This is a genomic window from Polyangium fumosum (genome assembly GCF_005144585.1).
Classification (GTDB): domain Bacteria; phylum Myxococcota_A; class Polyangia; order Polyangiales; family Polyangiaceae; genus Polyangium; species Polyangium fumosum.
The window spans coordinates 52531-67235 of sequence record NZ_SSMQ01000013.1; the positions used below are offsets into that span (position 1 = coordinate 52531).

The window sequence follows — 14705 nt, forward strand, 5'->3', positions numbered from 1 at the left end:
CTACCGCCCGATCCCCCAGATCTCGCCCGTCGCCCACGTCGCGTCGAGCAGCGACAGCGCCCCGTGCACGACCTCCGCGGGCGTGCCGAAGCGGCCGAGCGGCGAGCGGGCGGCGAGGCGGTGCAGGCGCTTCGGATCGGCGTCGGCCTCGGGGTCGGCGACGATGCCGATGGCGAGCAGGTTGACGCGCACCTGCGGCGCGAGCTCGACAGCGAGCGCGCGCAGGCCCGTCTGCAGCGCGCCCTTCGCGGTCAGGTACGCGACGTGGTTCGGGAAGGGCCGCGTGACGCCCGCGTCGACGAGCGCGACGACCGCGCCCTCGGTGCGCGTGAGCTCCTCGGAGAGCGCGTTCACGAGCAGGAGCGGCGCGACCGCGTGCACGGCGAGCGTGTTCTCGAGGTCCTCGCGCGAGAGCTTTTCGAGCGGCGTGTGCGGGAAGGGGCCGCAGGCGAGGATGATGCCGTCGAGGCGGCCGGTTTCGAGCACGCGGCTCGCGATGCGCTCGGGCGCCGCGGGATCCCGCAGGTCGGCGCAGATGGTGGTGGGGCGGCCCGTGGGTTCACACGTGAGCTCGTCGGCTAGGGCGTCGAGGCGCGGCTCGCTGCGGGCCGTGACGGCGACGTGATCGCCGCGCTGCACGAGGGCCTTCGCGATGGCGACGCCGAGCCTGCCGGTGGCGCCGACGACGAGGATACGCTTCGGATCGTGGGGGATCGTCATCCCTGCTCCTGGTCTCTGTCTCTGTCTCTGTCTCTGTCTCTGTCTCTGTCTCTGTCTCTGTCTCTGTCTCTGGGGGGGGATACCTGGACCTCGTTTGTGCGCGTGTCGTCCGCCACGGAGGCGGCGACGTGCAGCTCGCAGGAGAGCACGCCCTTCGTGCCGGCGATCTTGCCGGCGAGCGCGGAGAGGCTCTCCGCGGGGCCGCGCAGGACCATCGTGTCGAGGCAGCGCTCACGATCGATCCGCACGTGCTGGCTCGCGACGACGAGGTCGACGCTCGCGGGCTCGGGCTCGGCGAGGCGCAGGACCTCGGCGCGCACGTGGGGCTTGTAGACGACGGAGAGCGTGGCGACGACGGCGGCGCCGCGGTCCCAGGCGGCGCGCGTGAGATCGGCGCGGACGAGATCGCGGATGGCCTCCGAGCGGTTCTCGTAGCCGAGCGCCGCGATGCGCCGATCGAACTCGGTGAGCAGCGCGCGGTCCATGGCCACGCCGAAGCGGACGAGGTCGCTCATCGTTCGTACACCGTATCAGCTCATTGCTTCTTCCGGTCGAGGTGCCTGCGCGCGGCCTCCTGGATGGCCGCGGTGACGTTCTTGCTTTTGGCGAGCTGGCGGACGTCCGCGTCGCGGAGGAGCGGGATCAGGCGCGTCGACAGGGAGAGGGGCGTCTTCGGGTTCTCCACGAGGTTGCGCTTGATCGTGTAACTCTTCAGCCACTCGGCATTCGAACCGAGGATGCGCAGCACCTCCTCGGAGACGTTCCTGTTCTTCGTGATGAGGTTGACGTCGTCCTCCTGGAGCAGGGGGCTCCGGGCGACGGCGCTCGCCACGAGGCGGTTCCGGTCGCGCACGAGCATGAGCCGCTCCTCCTTCGAGCCGAGCTGCGCGCGTCGCACCTTCTGGCTGATGCTCATCTCCGCGATGAGCTTGTAGAGCGGCTTGAACTTCGGTTTTACGGCCTCGGCGCCCTCGTCGCTCGCCTCGTGCGTGTCCTCGGGCGCGGGCGAGGCGAGCGTGTCGGCGAGCGCGGCGGTCTCGGCGAAGAGGACGTCGTCGGGCGTGGGCTCCTCCGCGGCCTCGGGGATGAGCTCGCCTTCGAGCGCCGCCGCGGCCTCGCGGAAGGCGGGGATCCCGGAGAGCTCGAGGCCACTCCGCCGCGCGAGGTCGACGATGCGATCGGCCGTGGACATGCGCGTCGTCCGGTTCATGTAGAGCAGCTCGATGAGCCGGGGATGGGCGAGCAGGCGCGCCTCGTTCGTGGCCACGAGCTCGGTGACGGCCTCGGTCCCCGTGCGCGCGAGGTGCTCGATCGTCTCCAGATCGACGCGCGGCATCGTGACGAGCTTGTCGAGCACGTCGAGCTTGCCGTCCGAGGCCCTCGCGAGGGCGTCGATCACGGCCGGGTGGAGGTCGCTCGCGAGGGCGCCGGCGAGCAGGGGCGGGGGCAGGGCGGCGAGCGTCGCGCGCGCGGTCGTGGCGACGTCGGCGCGCTCGCTCTTCGCGAGGAGCACGACGACGGCGAGGGTGTCCGGCGGCTTCAGGCCGGGCGCGACGCCGCGCGCGGCGAGCTCTTGCAGCTTCGGCGGCGCGCTCGGGTCGACGAGCTTTTGGGCTGGGCCTGGCAGGGAGCTGATGTCGATGGGGGTAGCCATGGGGGACCTGTGCTCTTCCGGCCGGCTTGCCATTGCTGGAGACCGTGCTCGGCACTATTCTCACCGACGTCGCGGTCCGTCGCGGCGAAAAGTTCGGGCCATGGGAAGCGGGCCTGCCGAGAGCGGGTTTCGTGTGACGTGGCAAGGCGTCCGTCCCGCTTTCGTGCGGGCGGAGAGCAGGGAGCTCGACATGGGGATCATGGATTTCGTCAAGGGTGGCGTGCGCGAGATGATGATCGCGCGCCCCGATAGGTTCAAAAACCTCATCGTCTACAAGCACCCGGATCAGAACGTCCCGTTCTGGTCGCAGCTCACCGTCGACAGCGACGAGTGCGCGCTCTTCTTCAAGGACGGCAAGTACATGGGTTACCTGCCGCCGGGGCGTCACACGCTGCAGACGCAGAACATCCCGTTCCTGAACAACCTCATCAACAGCTTCACGGGCGGCGACGTCTTCATCGCGGAGATCTACTTCGTGAAGATGCAGCCGATCCGGAGCGTCCCGTTCGGCGGCCCGCTCGAGTCGATGGAGGATCCGATCCTCTACGAGTTCGTCACGCCGCGCATCTTCGGTGAGTTCTCGCTCGTCGTGACGGACCCGGTGCGGTTCGTCATCGGCTACCACGGCCAGGCGGCCGGCGCGCAGGACAACGACGTGATCCTGAACTGGATCAAGGGCCTGTTCTTCATGAGCGTGAAGACGGTCATCGGCACGATGTGTGCGCAGCAGGGCAAGAGCCTGCTCAACCTCGGCGGCATGAGCATGGAGATCGCGGGGCGCATCCAGCAGAGCGCGCCGAACCTCGACGAGATCGGGGTCAAGATCCTGCAGATCGGCAACTTCAACATCAACTTCGCGGCCGACGATCAAAAGCGCCTCACGGAGGCGAACAAGGCGCGGGCCGAGGCGCGGCGCGGCGTCGGGATCGCGGCGGACACGGCGCGGGCGAACCAGTTCCAGCTCGATCAGAAGTTCCAGCAGGATGCGCGCAACGCGCAGCACCTCGGGACGAACCCGGGTTGGAACAACTACGCGGCGGGGCAGGCAATGATGGGCGCCGGCGAGGGCATGGCCAAGGGCGGCGGGAACACGGGCGTCGCGCAGCTCGGCGCGCAGGCCGCGATCGGCATGGGCATGGCGCAGATGATGCACCCGCAGAACTTCCAGCAGCCGCAGTATGCCCAGCAGCCGCAGCCCCCGCAGCAGCAGGCGGCGGGCGGGACGCAGAGCGTGGAGGCGCGGCTCCAGAAGCTCGCTGCGCTCAAGCAGCAGGGCCTGATCAGCGACGAGGACTTCAACGCGCGCAAGGCGAAGATCCTCGAAGAGATCTGAGCGACCGAGCGGCCTCGGCGAAGGGCACGGGCGCCTCGCGGGATCCGCGGGGGCCCGTGCTTCGTCCTTCGTTTTCGAGGCGTGACGGCGTTTCGAGAAGGTTGCCCGACCCACGGGCGGATTGATACCTTGGGGCTCGGGGGCGGGTCGGCGGGGGCCGTCGGTTTGTCCCCGCGCGGAAGACCATTTTGAGGACGCGGCCTGCCGGTTCCTCGGTTAGAGTTGTTCAGTGGCGCGAACCATCCGTATAGGGAATGACGCTCCGGCGCCTTCGCCCGCCCCTCCTCGCGAGTCGAACGGAGCCGCCGTGGACGCATCACTCGTGGCCGACGGGAGGCAAAAGCGGGCGCGCGCCCGGCGTTGCCCCGCGTGCGACAAGTGCTTCTCCGGCGAGGTGCGCTTCTGCCCGTTCGACGGCGACGCGCTCATCGACGCGCCGGACTGGAATCCGAACGCCGATCCGCTGATCGGCCAGATCATCGACGCGCGGTACGAGGTCGTGTCGGTGCTCGGCGAGGGCGGCACGGGCTCGGTGTACGAGGTCCGGCACACGACCCTCGGGCGCAGGTTCGCGCTCAAGGTGCTGCGCGCCGACATCGCGCGGGACGCGCAGATCGTCACGCGGTTCATCCAGGAAGCGAAGGCGGCCGCGGCGATCGGGCACCCGAACATCGTCGCCGTGAGCGACTTCGGCGAGGTGCAGCCGGACAAGAGCGCGCCGCTCACCTCGAAGGTCCCGTACTTCGTGATGGAGCTGCTCACGGGCAGCTCGCTCGCGAGCGTGCTGCGCAGCGAGAGGATCCTGCCGGCGGATCGCACGGCGGCGATCGGGCTCCAGTGCGCGCTCGGCCTCGCGTCGGCGCACGAGGCGGGTGTCATCCACCGCGATCTCAAGCCGGACAACGTCTTCCTCGTGCGCAGCGGCGATCGCGAGTTCGTCAAGCTGCTCGATTTCGGTCTCGCGAAGATCGCGGGCACGAGCCGCGTCACGCGCCAGGGCATCATTTTCGGCACGCCGCACTACATGAGCCCCGAGCAAGCGATGGGGCAGCCGGTCGATCACCGGACGGACATCTACGCGCTCGGCGTGATCATGTACGAGTGCCTGACCGGCCGCGTGCCCTTCGAGGCCGACAGCTTCAAGGGCGTGCTCGATCAGCACATCCACGGCGCGGCCGTGCCCGTCGAGCAACGTGTCCCCGATCCCACGCAGATCGGGCCGCTCGGTGACATCATCAACCGCTGCCTCGCGAAAAACCCGGCCGAGCGGTTCGCCACGATGGCGGAGCTCGCGGCGGCGCTCGAAGAGGCGATGGGCCTCATCCCGCAGAGCGGCGACCTCATGTTCGGCGAGGAAGGCCAGGCCATCGGCCCGCCGCGTGTAGAAAAACGCGAGCCGCCCGCCGCGTCGGCCGCGCGTGGGCCGCTCGTCGTGGTGCTCGCCGCGGCCACGGTGATCGCGCTCGGCGTGGTCGCGTATCTCGCGATCCAGCCGCCGCTCCACCCGCCGACGACGGGAGCGACGGCGGCGGCCCCCACGGCGCCGACCGCGCCGACGGCCACGGTGCCGGCGACGCCGACCACGCCGGCCGTGGTCGCGACGCCTGCGCCGACGCCGACGGTCACGACGCCGGCCGTGGTCGCGACGGAGGAGCCGACGGCGCCGACGCAGACCACGCAGGTCGCGCCGCCTTCGCTCGGCACGCCGACGGCTGTGGTGCGTCCGTTTGGCACGACGACCGGCGGGACGTTGAAGAGCACAGGATCGCCGCCCACCGCGACCGCGCCTGCGACCACGCCGACGGCGCCGCCCACCACGACGACGAAAAAGAAGTCGGGCGGCGGTGGAGACGTCGTCGATCCGTGGGGCTAGCGGGGCCTGCCGGCGTTCTCGATCACGTGCGAAGGACGGGCCTTTGCTGGCGGGAACGCCCGACTTGACACCCGACGCGCGCCCTCGCCATCCTTCCTGGGCGGAAAACCCTCGTGGCAAAACAACAGCTCCTCCTGGTCGACGCTGACGCCCGCAGCCTGCGGGTGCTCGAAGTAAGCCTCAAAAAGGCCGGTTTCAGCGTCACGACGGCGCAAGACGGAGCGGATGCCCTCTCGAAGATCGAGCTCTCGCCGCCGGACCTGATCCTCACCGACACGCGCTTGCCGAACATGGACGGCTACGCGCTCGTGCGGCGGCTGAAGGAGAACCGCGATTGGGCGTCGATCCCCGTCGTTTTCCTCACGAGCCAGAAATCGATCGAGGACAAGATCCGGGGCCTCGAGCTCGGCGTCGAGGACTACCTGACGAAGCCGATCTTCGTCCGCGAGCTCATCGCGCGCGTGAACCTGCTCATCGCGCGGCGCACGCGCGAGGGCATCGCCACGAAGCAGCAGAACCAGACCGGCGGCCGTACGCGTTTTGCGGGGCTGGTCTCGGACATGGGCGTGGTCGACTTGCTGCAGACCTTCGAGGTCAGCCGCAAGAGCGGCATCGTGCACATCCGCTACGAGCGGCACGACGCGCACATCTACTTTCGCGAAGGCAAGGTCGTCGACGCGACGCTCGGGCGGCTCATGGGCGAGGAGGCGGTCTACCGCGCGCTCCTCTGGAACGAGGGGTCGTTCGAGGTCGAGTTCTGCAAGGTCGACAATGTCGACGTGATCGGTGCCTCGACGCAGGGCCTCCTGATGGAAGGCATGCGTCGCGTCGACGAGTGGGGGCGCCTGCTCGAAGCGCTGCCGTCGCTCACCACGGTGTTCGAGGTGAACGCCGAGGAGCTCGTCGATCGGTTGAACGAGATCCCCGACGAGCTGAACGGGATTCTTCGGTTGTTCGATGGTCGTCGGGATCTGATGGCCGTCGTCGATGCGTCGCCGTTCGAGGATCTCTCGACGCTGTCGACCATTTCGAAACTTTACTTCGAGGGGTTGCTCGTTCCGCGCATGGAACCCTCGGAGCCGCCGGCGCCGCTGGAAGACGCGGTCGTGGGCGAGCACGGGCACGACGAGGCGGCGCCGCAGACGGCGATGGCGCGTTCGCTGCTCGGCGCGACGTCGTCACAACGCGCGGTCGTTCCGGGCGAGCCGATCGCACCGATGCCGGGAGATCTGCTCTTCGAGGATCCGGTCGTGCCGGCCGCGTCGTCGATGTTGCTCTCGTCGGCGGCGCCGGTGAGCTCGCGGGGGCGAGGCGCGTGGGGCGGCGTGACGAGCCCGATTCGATCCATCGGGATCTCGCCTGCGCCCGAGAGTCGGCTGAATCCGCCGCGCGGGCCGGAGACGATCCGGCAAGGGACGCCCGGCGCGACCGCGGGCACGCGATCGGCCGAAGAAGAGCGGCCGCCGCAGACGCGTCGTGCAGGTGGAAAGGGAGCGCTCGGCGTGCCGGATCGGCTCGCCGCGGACGAAGGCGAGGAGACCGCGCCGCCGACGACGGCGTCGGGTCGAGCGCCCGGCGCACCGCCGCCCGCCGCGTCGTCACCGGAGCCGGCGGCGACCGATGCCGCCGCGGAGCCCACCCCGGAAGAAGCGCCGGAGCCGCTGAAGGCAGCCGAGACGACGCAACGCACCGAGCGTGAAGCCGTGGCGCTGCCGGAGCCCGAGGCCCCGACGGAGGAGCAAGCGTCGGAGGCGGCTGCGGCGCCGGCGGAAGCGGAAGCGGCGCAGCAGGAAGAGGCGCCGGCCGAGGCCGCGGAGGCGACGCAAGAAGAGGCGCCGGCCGCGGAGGAAGCAGCGGCCGCGGAGGAAGCGACGGACGCGGCGGAAGAAGCGCCGGCGGAGGCGAACGCGAGCGACGAGGGCGCGGCGTTCCCCGCGGAGGAGCCGGACGCGGAAGGAGCGGGCGAGCCGCTGGAGGACGCGGCCAGCGCGGAGATGGCGCGCATCAGCGAGCCGCCGCCGTCGAGCGACGTGCTCCCGATCGGTCCGTCGCCCGAGCAACGCGCGCGTCAGGCGCGCATGATGAAGATCGTCGGCGGGGTGCTCGCCGTGCTCGCCGCGCTCGTGCTGATCGGCGTGGTGAAGCAGCAGTTGTCCGGACGAACCGAGATGAAAGGCACGACCCCGGCGCCGCTGCCGACGCAGGCGGCGCCGGCGCCGACGCCGACGCCCACGCAGAACGTGGTCGCGCCTGCGGCCACGACCCAAGCGCCTGCACCTGAGCCGACGCCGACGACCACGCCGACGACGGAGCCCACGGCCGCGCCGACGGCCGAGCCCACGGCGGCCCCGTCGTCCGCGCCGACCTCGCAGCCGACGTCCACGGGCAAGCCCGCGGGCGGCGGCGATGCGCCCGCGCCTGCGCCCGCGCCGGCCGACGACTCGGGCCCGCTGCCGGTGCGGATCCAGAAGGCGATGGAGTCCGGCAACATGGGCAAGGCGCGGCAACTCGCGAAGCAGTACACGCAGCAGTCGCCGGGCAGCGCGGAGGCTTGGTACCTGCTCGGCGCGGCGGGCGGCGGCGCGTCTGCGTTCCGCAAGTGTGCCGAGATCGCCGGCCCCGAGTCGGCGCGCGGCGCCGAGTGCCGCGCGCTCGCCGGCATGTGATCACGCGCCGTTCTTCGGAGCGCGGTCGATCCGCGGATCGAGGAGCGGCGCGAGCAGATCGACGAGCAAGGTCGAGAGCACGACGGCCGTCGACGCGACGAGCACCGTCGCGACGATGACGGGCCCGTCGCGGTTCAAGAGCGACTCGACGGCCATCTGCCCCATGCCGGGCCATCGGAAGAGCCGCTCGGTGACGACGGCGCCGCCCACGAGCGCGCCGAGATCGAGCGCGGCGAGCGTCGTGATCGGGACGAGCGTCGTGCGCAAGCCGTGCACGACGAGGGCACGCGCGCGCGAGGCGCCCTTGGCGATCGCGGTGCGCACGTGGTCTTCGGTGAGCGCGGTGCCGAGCTCGGCGCGGACGAGCCGCGCGTAGAGAGCGCTCCCGTAGATGCCGAGCGTGAGGGCCGGCAGCACGAGCGAAAGGAGATGCTCACCGGGGGTTTTTCCGGGTCCGTCGTAGGGGAGGACGCCGAGGCGATGCGCGAGCACGTACTGGAGCGCGAGCCCCGTGAGGAACGTCGGCGCGCTGATGCCGAGGAGCGAGAGCCCTGTGCCGAGCTCGTCCCAGCGGCTGCCGCGGCGCGCGGCCGTGCTGATGCCGAGGCCGAGGCCGAGGGTGAGCTGCACGAAGAGCGCGGCGAGCGCGAGCTCCAGGGAGTTCGGGAGCTTCGTGGCCACGAGGTCCACGACGGGCCGCCGGTAATGAAAGCTGTGCCCGAGGTCGATGTGCACCGGACCGATCGCCGCGCAGCTCCGGTGCTCGGGCTCCTTTCGTGCTTCGGCGGTGGGGCCCGCGCCGGTGTGCACGAGCCTTCGCATGAAGCGCAGGTACTGCACGCGGAGCGGGCCTCCATGTCCGTAGAGTTCGCGCGCGCGCGCGACGTCGGCGGCCGAGGCCTGCGGGCCGACGAGCATCCGCACTGGATCGCCCGGGAGCACGTGCACGAGGACGAACGACACCATCGTCACGCCGTAGACGACGACGATCGCCCAGCCGACGCGTCGCGCCATCCGCGCGAGGCTCATCGCCACGGAGCACCTCGTCGCGCGCCGAACGGGAGCAAGAGCGACGCGGGGCCGAGCGACGCGCTCGTGTGCGTCTCGGCGAGGGCGATCGTGTCGATCCACGTGTCGCGGAAGCGCTGCGGGACGACCGGGTGCGGCGTGTAGCCGCGGACGTAGGGTTGCCAGATCTCGAAGACACGCGGCGAATACGTCGGCGCCCACGGGGCCTCGTCGCGGACGATCTCCTCGGCGCGCAAGAAGAGGCGGCGACGCGCCTCGGGATCCCGCTCGCTCGACGCGGCGTCGAGCACGCGGTCGAGCTCCTCGTGCGCGAAGAAGGCGTAGTTCTGCGAGTGGTCTTCGCTGATCGCGCGCGACGAGAGCGTGGGCTCGAAGAAGTTCCCGGGGTCGGGGAAGTCGGCCTTCCATCCGGCCCAGCCCATCGGCGTCGTGCGCCTGCGCGAGGCCTCCGCGAGGTACGTCGCGTAACTCGTGAGCCGCAGCCGGATGCGTAGACCGATTCGCGCGAGCTGCTGCGCGAAGATCTCGGCCGCTTGTTGTTCGAAGGTGTCCGCGGGCGCGAGGTAGTCGATGGGATGCGGGTAGCCGCCGCGGCCCGTCGCCGGATCAAAGGCGTAGCCGGCGTGCCGCATTTCTTCGAGCGCCGCGGCGAGGTCGTGGCGGCGCATCTGCGGGATGCCTTCGGCGCCCGGGATGCCTTCGGGCAGCACGCGTGAGGTCTCGCGCGCTTCGCCGCGGACCTTTTCGAGCACGCTCGGATCGATCGCGAGCGCCACCGCGCGGCGCACGGCGCGCACGTCGAAGGGCGGGAGCTCGGTGTTCATGAAGATCGCGTTCGTCGCGCGGGAAGGCGAGAACGCGTGCTGCCCCGACCACGCGGGGCTCGCGCGGTAGAGGGCGGCGTCCTGGCTGCCGAGGTCACGCGTGGCGTCGAGCGCGCCGTGTTCGAACTTGTACCGTTGCGAGGTGGGCCGCTCGCTCGTGTGCCACTCGATCGCGTCGAGGTAGGGTTTGCCGGGTACGAAGTAGGCCCCGTGCCGCGCGAGCCGGATCGGCCCCTCGGGCTCCCACGACGCGACGCGAAAAGGGCCGGCGCCGCAAGGCGTCGGCGGGCGAGCGGCATCCACGGTCGCGCCGGACGACGGGCAGACGGGCGCGGCGAAGGCGAGCGTGAGGAGCGGGAGGAACGTCGGGTCGGGGCGCTCGAGCGTGATCTCCACGGTGAGATCCCCCGTGGCGCGCACGCCTTCGAGGTGCGGCGTTTTTCCCGCGTGAAAGGCGGAAAAACCCTGGATGGACGCGTAGTGGTTCGCGGCCGGGCAGGGCGTGCGCGGGTGGAGCGTGCGTTCGAGGGAGCGCGCGACGTCGGCGGCGCGGAAGCGCGCGCCGTCGTGGAAGACGACGCCGTCGCGGAGGAAAAACGTGTACGTGCGGCCGTCGGCCGAGACCTGGAGGTCACGCGCGAGCTCGGGGACGATGCGGCCGTCTTCGGCGAAGGTCACGAGGCGCGCGAAGACGAGGTCGGAGAGCGACGTCGCGGCCTCGTCGTAGGCGAGCGCGGGATCGAGCGTGCGCACGTTGACGAAGGTCGCGACGCGGAGCGTGCCCCCGCGCATAGGCGAGCGATCGGGCGGGCGCGCGGCGATGGGCGGCGCGACGGGCGCGGGGCGGAGGACGGCGATGAGGAGGAGCGCGGCCGCGACGAGCAGGAGATCGGCTTGCAAGCGCGCCTTCGGGGGAGTTTGTCCCGCCGGAGCATCCAACGCGTCGCGTAGTCCCTCGCCGACACGACCGAAGGCGAGCACGGAGAGGAGGATGGCGATCGCGGGGGCGGCGACGAGGCCGAGGCGCGTGCCGACGAAGGGCTCGGCCTCGTGCAGCATGCGGCCCCACGTGGCCTCGGGCGGCGGCACGCCGAGCGAGAGGTACCCGAGCACGGCCTCGGCGAGCATCATCTGCCCGATGCTCGTGGTGGCGAGCACGGCGATGGCGCTCGCGGCGTTCGGCAGGACGTGGCGTAAGACGATACGCACATGCCCGGCGCCGAGCGCGCGTGCGGCCGTGATGAACGAGAGCGCGCGGATCTGCATCGTCTTCGCGCGGAGGACACGCGCGAAGCCGCCCCAGCCCGAGAGGCCGAGCACGCAGAGCACGGTGAGCGTGTCAGCTCGACCGACGAACGCGCCGATCGCCGTGACGGTGAGCAGGAAGGGGAGCGCGAGCAGGATGTCGACGAGCCGCATGAGCGCGACGTCGATCGCCCGGGCGCGCGTCTCGGCGGCATACCCGGCCGTCACGCCGACGACGGTGCCGACGAGCGTGGCGATCAGCGTGGCGAGGGTCGCGATGCCGAGCGAGAGCCGCCCGCCGTGGGCGAGGCGCGCGAGCACGTCGCGGTAGAGGGCGTCGGTGCCGAGGAGGTGCGCGCGTGAGGGGCCGGGGGGCGCGCCGAGCGCGTCGCGCGCGAGGGAGAAATCGCTCGTGTTGGGATCGTGCGCGAGGAGGAGGGGGCCGAGGAACGAAAAACCGACGAGGCCGACCACGAGGAAAATCCCCGTACGTTGCGCGGGGTTTTTGACGAAGGTCCGCGCGGCCTCGCGGACGTTCACCGTTTGCCCTCCAAGAATTGCGCGGCGAGATCGGCGAACTCGCGCGGGCGCTCCTCGTGCGGGGCGTGCGCGGCGTCGAGGATCGCGAGCTTGGCCTGGGGCAACTCGCGGGCGAGGCGTTGCGCGGAGGCGGCGGGGAAGATGCGATCGTCGCGGCCCCACACGACGAGCGTAGGCGTCGTGATGCGCGTGATGCGCGCGATGATCGGCCGCGTGTCGAGGATGCTGCGCAGCACCGCGTACGCGCTTTCGCGCGCGGAGGGGCCGTTGAAGAAGTCGTAGTGCTGATCGATGCGCTCGTGCGGCAGCGCCGCGCCGGGGCGGAAGAACTCGTCGCGGAAGTAGGCGCGGAACGTCCTGCGCCCGTAGAGCTGCTTGAAGATCGCGCCGCCGATCACGGGCAGGAGCGGCAAGCGGCCGCGGAGGCTCAGCGGGAACGGGTAACAGAGCGCGTCTTCCACGACGAGGCGCGTCACGAGCTCGGGGTGCTCGGCCGCGAGCGTGAGCGCGACGGCCGCGCCCATCGCGTGGCCGATGACGGACGCGCGGCCGACGCCGAAGGCCGCGATGAGATCGGCCATCGACTCGGCGAAGGCCTCGATCCCGTACGGATACCGCGTCGGGCTCGGCTTCTCGCTCTCGCCGAAGCCGGGCAGATCGGGCGCGATGACGTGAAAGCGCGGAGCGAGCGCGTCGATGATCTCGTCGAACGAGCGGTGGCTCGTGAGGAAGCCGTGCACGAGCAAGAGCGCGGGCCCCGAGCCCGCTTCGAGGACACGCATGCGGACGCCGCGGGCGTTGACGTCCCGCAAGACCCGCGCGGGGGGGTCGGGGTTCTTGTCGGCCATGGGAGGAGGCAAGCCTATCAGTCGTGCGGAAAGGGGCAGGCTGTGTAGGGAAATGCACCAATTGACGGGCGAGGGGGGGATCCTCAGATGCACAAAACCGTCAAGAAAAAATGATCTCGGGGCGGACCATAAATGTCCTAGCGCGTTTCGGAAAATGCGGAACACGCCGGCTCTTCGCGCATCCGGAAATAATCACATGCCGTTAGATTGACTGTATTCTACTCAGTGGAATACATTCACTCGCGTCGTTGGGAGCTGCCCCGATCGGGGCGGAGGGGAAACCTTGCAGCGGATCTCGGACGACGCGCTCGATCGTCTCGAACGCGAACACGAACAAGGCATCACGTCGGCCGAGATCCTCGACATCTTCGCCGTCCACGAGATCAAATTCAGTGAGGCCACGCTTCGAAAATACGTACAGCTCGGCCTCCTGCCCCGGAGCGTCCGGGTAGGCAAAAAGGGCAAGCACCAGGGCTCACAAGGGCTCTACCCGGCGACGGTGGTCAGGCAAATCCAGCGCATCAAGGAGATGATGGCGCAGGACTACACGATCGAGGAAATCCAACGGGAATTCCTCTTCGTGCGGGGCGATATCGAGGAGCTCGAGCGGACGATCGGCAAGGTATTCGATGCGCTTCGTGACGCAGCCAAAGATCGACGAAGCGAGACGAGCGACCGAGCCATTCACCAGGAGCTCTCCATGGCGGAGAGGCTCGCCAAGGACCTCGTGACCAAGCTCTCGGCGATCGAAGAGCGATTGATGGCACAGGCCCGGCTCTCGCGAAGAGCAGCGGCAACAGGCTCCTGAGGATCGAAAAAGAAGATTTTTCCGGCGGCGTCGCGAGTGACGCCCCGGCGCTGATTTCAAGTCGATGAAGGACGGCTGGACCGTCCTCCATCGATGAAGACGAAAACGTAATCGACAGGGAGCAGGACCCCTGCACTCGTCCGGACCGGTCTCCGAACGGGCAGGGGGACGTGCGCGCGCAGTACGGAAGGACCAGCGGGAGGCAGCGCATGGCAACGATGGGTGATGGCGAGCTCGGCGGTTTCAGTGAGCTCGAGGGAGACATGGACGGCGGTATGAACGACGCGCAGACGAGGGAGACCGGCGACGAGAACCTCGTCGAGGGCGCGCTCGCCCGAAAGGCAGCCCCCGCAACATCCGCGACCGCAATCACACGCGAGCAAAGGCGCTCGCGTCGAAAGCGCGAAGTCCGCGCCCGCACGATCAGCGTCAAGCGCATGACCAAGCGGGAGCTCGAGATCGGGCGGATGCTCTATCCCGAGATGGACTACTGGAAGCCCCGCACACGCGCCGAGTGCGTCGACGGTCCGCGGCCGTGCCCGTACGTGTCGTGCAAGCACCACCTCTTCCTCGACGTGTCAGCGAGGACGGGCGCGATCAAGCTGAACTTCCCAGACCTCGAAGCCTGGGAAATGAGCGAGAGCTGCGCACTCGACGTGGCCGATCGCGGCGGGACGACGCTAGAAGACGTGGGCGCAATCATGAACCTGACGCGCGAGCGCATCCGCCAGGTCGAGGTAAAGGCGCTCGCAAAGCTGCAAGCGCTGCGCGACATGATGGGGCTGCGCGACTACGTCGACGAGGGCCCCGTCGGCAAGCGCCGTCTGCCCGTCCTCGCGCAGACCGACGACGAGGACATCGACGAGGAAGAGCGCGACGAGGACGACGAGGACGACGACGATATCGATGATGCCGACGCCGAGGCAGACGCCGAGGCAAAGGCGGACGCAGAGGAGCCGCAGCTCCTCGAAGAGTCGGACGATCTGTTCTGAGAGATCCCCCTCAGGGGATCTCGCAGCGTCGCGCCGGGGTTTCACCCCGGACCCCGACCAGGGGTTGTCCACCCCTGGACCCGGACCCGGCACGGCCTGGACCGGGGTCGATGAACTGCGCTCCGCGCAGTTCATCGAACAGCCAGGGTCAAGACCCTCCACGATCCTGCCAA

11 protein-coding genes are annotated in these 14705 nt (G+C 69.9%); 5 read left to right on the forward strand and 6 right to left on the reverse strand.

The window, feature by feature from the left end; all coding sequences use genetic code 11:
- The 3 genes from E8A74_RS14785 to E8A74_RS14795 are packed head-to-tail and all read right to left on the reverse strand — an operon-like array spanning window position 1 to window position 2374.
- Window positions 1–720 carry an SDR family oxidoreductase gene (locus tag E8A74_RS14785; RefSeq protein WP_136929644.1) on the reverse strand — a complete coding sequence of 240 codons (720 nt, stop codon included), beginning with the start codon at window positions 718–720 and terminating at the stop codon, window positions 1–3.
- On the reverse strand, window positions 717–1235 hold the full coding sequence (gene nikR / locus E8A74_RS14790; RefSeq protein WP_136929645.1) for a nickel-responsive transcriptional regulator NikR: 519 nt from the start codon (window positions 1233–1235) through the stop codon (window positions 717–719). Before nikR ends, E8A74_RS14785 begins: the two co-directional genes overlap by 4 nt.
- Before the next feature lie 20 nt (window positions 1236–1255).
- Entirely contained in the window at window positions 1256–2374 is a 1119-nt protein-coding gene (locus E8A74_RS14795) for a hypothetical protein (protein WP_136929646.1), read from the reverse strand.
- A 100-nt stretch (window positions 2375–2474) separates the two neighbouring features.
- Here E8A74_RS14795 and E8A74_RS14800 point away from each other — a divergent pair, with 100 nt between their 5' ends.
- From E8A74_RS14800 to E8A74_RS14810, 3 genes are all read left to right on the forward strand, one after another.
- A complete protein-coding gene (locus E8A74_RS14800; RefSeq protein ID WP_232379556.1) occupies window positions 2475–3707 on the forward strand; it encodes an SPFH domain-containing protein in 1233 nt (410 codons plus the stop codon).
- 307 nt (window positions 3708–4014) lie between these two features.
- Entirely contained in the window at window positions 4015–5580 is a 1566-nt protein-coding gene (locus E8A74_RS14805; RefSeq protein ID WP_170229135.1) for a serine/threonine-protein kinase, read from the forward strand.
- A 113-nt stretch (window positions 5581–5693) separates the two neighbouring features.
- On the forward strand, window positions 5694–8246 hold the full coding sequence (locus E8A74_RS14810) for a response regulator (protein WP_136929648.1): 2553 nt from the start codon (window positions 5694–5696) through the stop codon (window positions 8244–8246).
- On the opposite strand, the gene E8A74_RS14815 is transcribed toward E8A74_RS14810, so the two are convergent.
- From E8A74_RS14815 to E8A74_RS14825, 3 genes are read right to left on the reverse strand one after another with little or no spacing between them, the layout of a single operon-like run.
- Window positions 8247–9275 (reverse strand): ABC transporter permease, encoded by a 1029-nt coding sequence (locus E8A74_RS14815; RefSeq protein WP_136929765.1) that lies wholly within the window; start codon window positions 9273–9275, stop codon window positions 8247–8249. It abuts the gene before it with no gap.
- Window positions 9272–11884: an ABC transporter substrate-binding protein gene (locus E8A74_RS14820; RefSeq protein WP_232379557.1), complete on the reverse strand. Its 2613-nt coding sequence runs from the start codon at window positions 11882–11884 to the stop codon at window positions 9272–9274. The genes E8A74_RS14815 and E8A74_RS14820 overlap by 4 nt, the downstream gene beginning before the upstream one ends.
- Window positions 11881–12732, reverse strand: a complete 852-nt coding sequence (locus E8A74_RS14825; protein WP_136929649.1) for an alpha/beta fold hydrolase — start codon at window positions 12730–12732, stop codon at window positions 11881–11883. Before E8A74_RS14825 ends, E8A74_RS14820 begins: the two co-directional genes overlap by 4 nt.
- Before the next feature lie 283 nt (window positions 12733–13015).
- On the opposite strand from E8A74_RS14825, the gene E8A74_RS14830 reads away from it, so the two are divergent.
- Entirely contained in the window at window positions 13016–13540 is a 525-nt protein-coding gene (locus tag E8A74_RS14830) for a MerR family transcriptional regulator (protein WP_136929650.1), read from the forward strand.
- A gap of 209 nt (window positions 13541–13749) precedes the next feature.
- On the forward strand, window positions 13750–14532 hold the full coding sequence (locus E8A74_RS14835) for a sigma factor-like helix-turn-helix DNA-binding protein (RefSeq protein WP_136929651.1): 783 nt from the start codon (window positions 13750–13752) through the stop codon (window positions 14530–14532).
- Window positions 14533–14705 lie beyond the last annotated feature (173 nt).

Bases quoted from the DNA above. Each gene is read 5' to 3' on its own strand.
- E8A74_RS14825 (WP_136929649.1), bottom strand. From the start codon at position 12,732: ATGGCCGACAAGAACCCCGACCCCCCCGCGCGGGTCTTGCGGGACGTC.
- E8A74_RS14800 (WP_232379556.1), top strand. From the start codon at position 2,475: ATGGGAAGCGGGCCTGCCGAGAGCGGGTTTCGTGTGACGTGGCAAGGC.
- E8A74_RS14835 (WP_136929651.1), top strand. From the start codon at position 13,750: ATGGCAACGATGGGTGATGGCGAGCTCGGCGGTTTCAGTGAGCTCGAG.
- nikR (WP_136929645.1), bottom strand. From the start codon at position 1,235: ATGAGCGACCTCGTCCGCTTCGGCGTGGCCATGGACCGCGCGCTGCTC.
- E8A74_RS14785 (WP_136929644.1), bottom strand. From the start codon at position 720: ATGACGATCCCCCACGATCCGAAGCGTATCCTCGTCGTCGGCGCCACC.
- E8A74_RS14795 (WP_136929646.1), bottom strand. From the start codon at position 2,374: ATGGCTACCCCCATCGACATCAGCTCCCTGCCAGGCCCAGCCCAAAAG.
- E8A74_RS14815 (WP_136929765.1), bottom strand. From the start codon at position 9,275: ATGAGCCTCGCGCGGATGGCGCGACGCGTCGGCTGGGCGATCGTCGTC.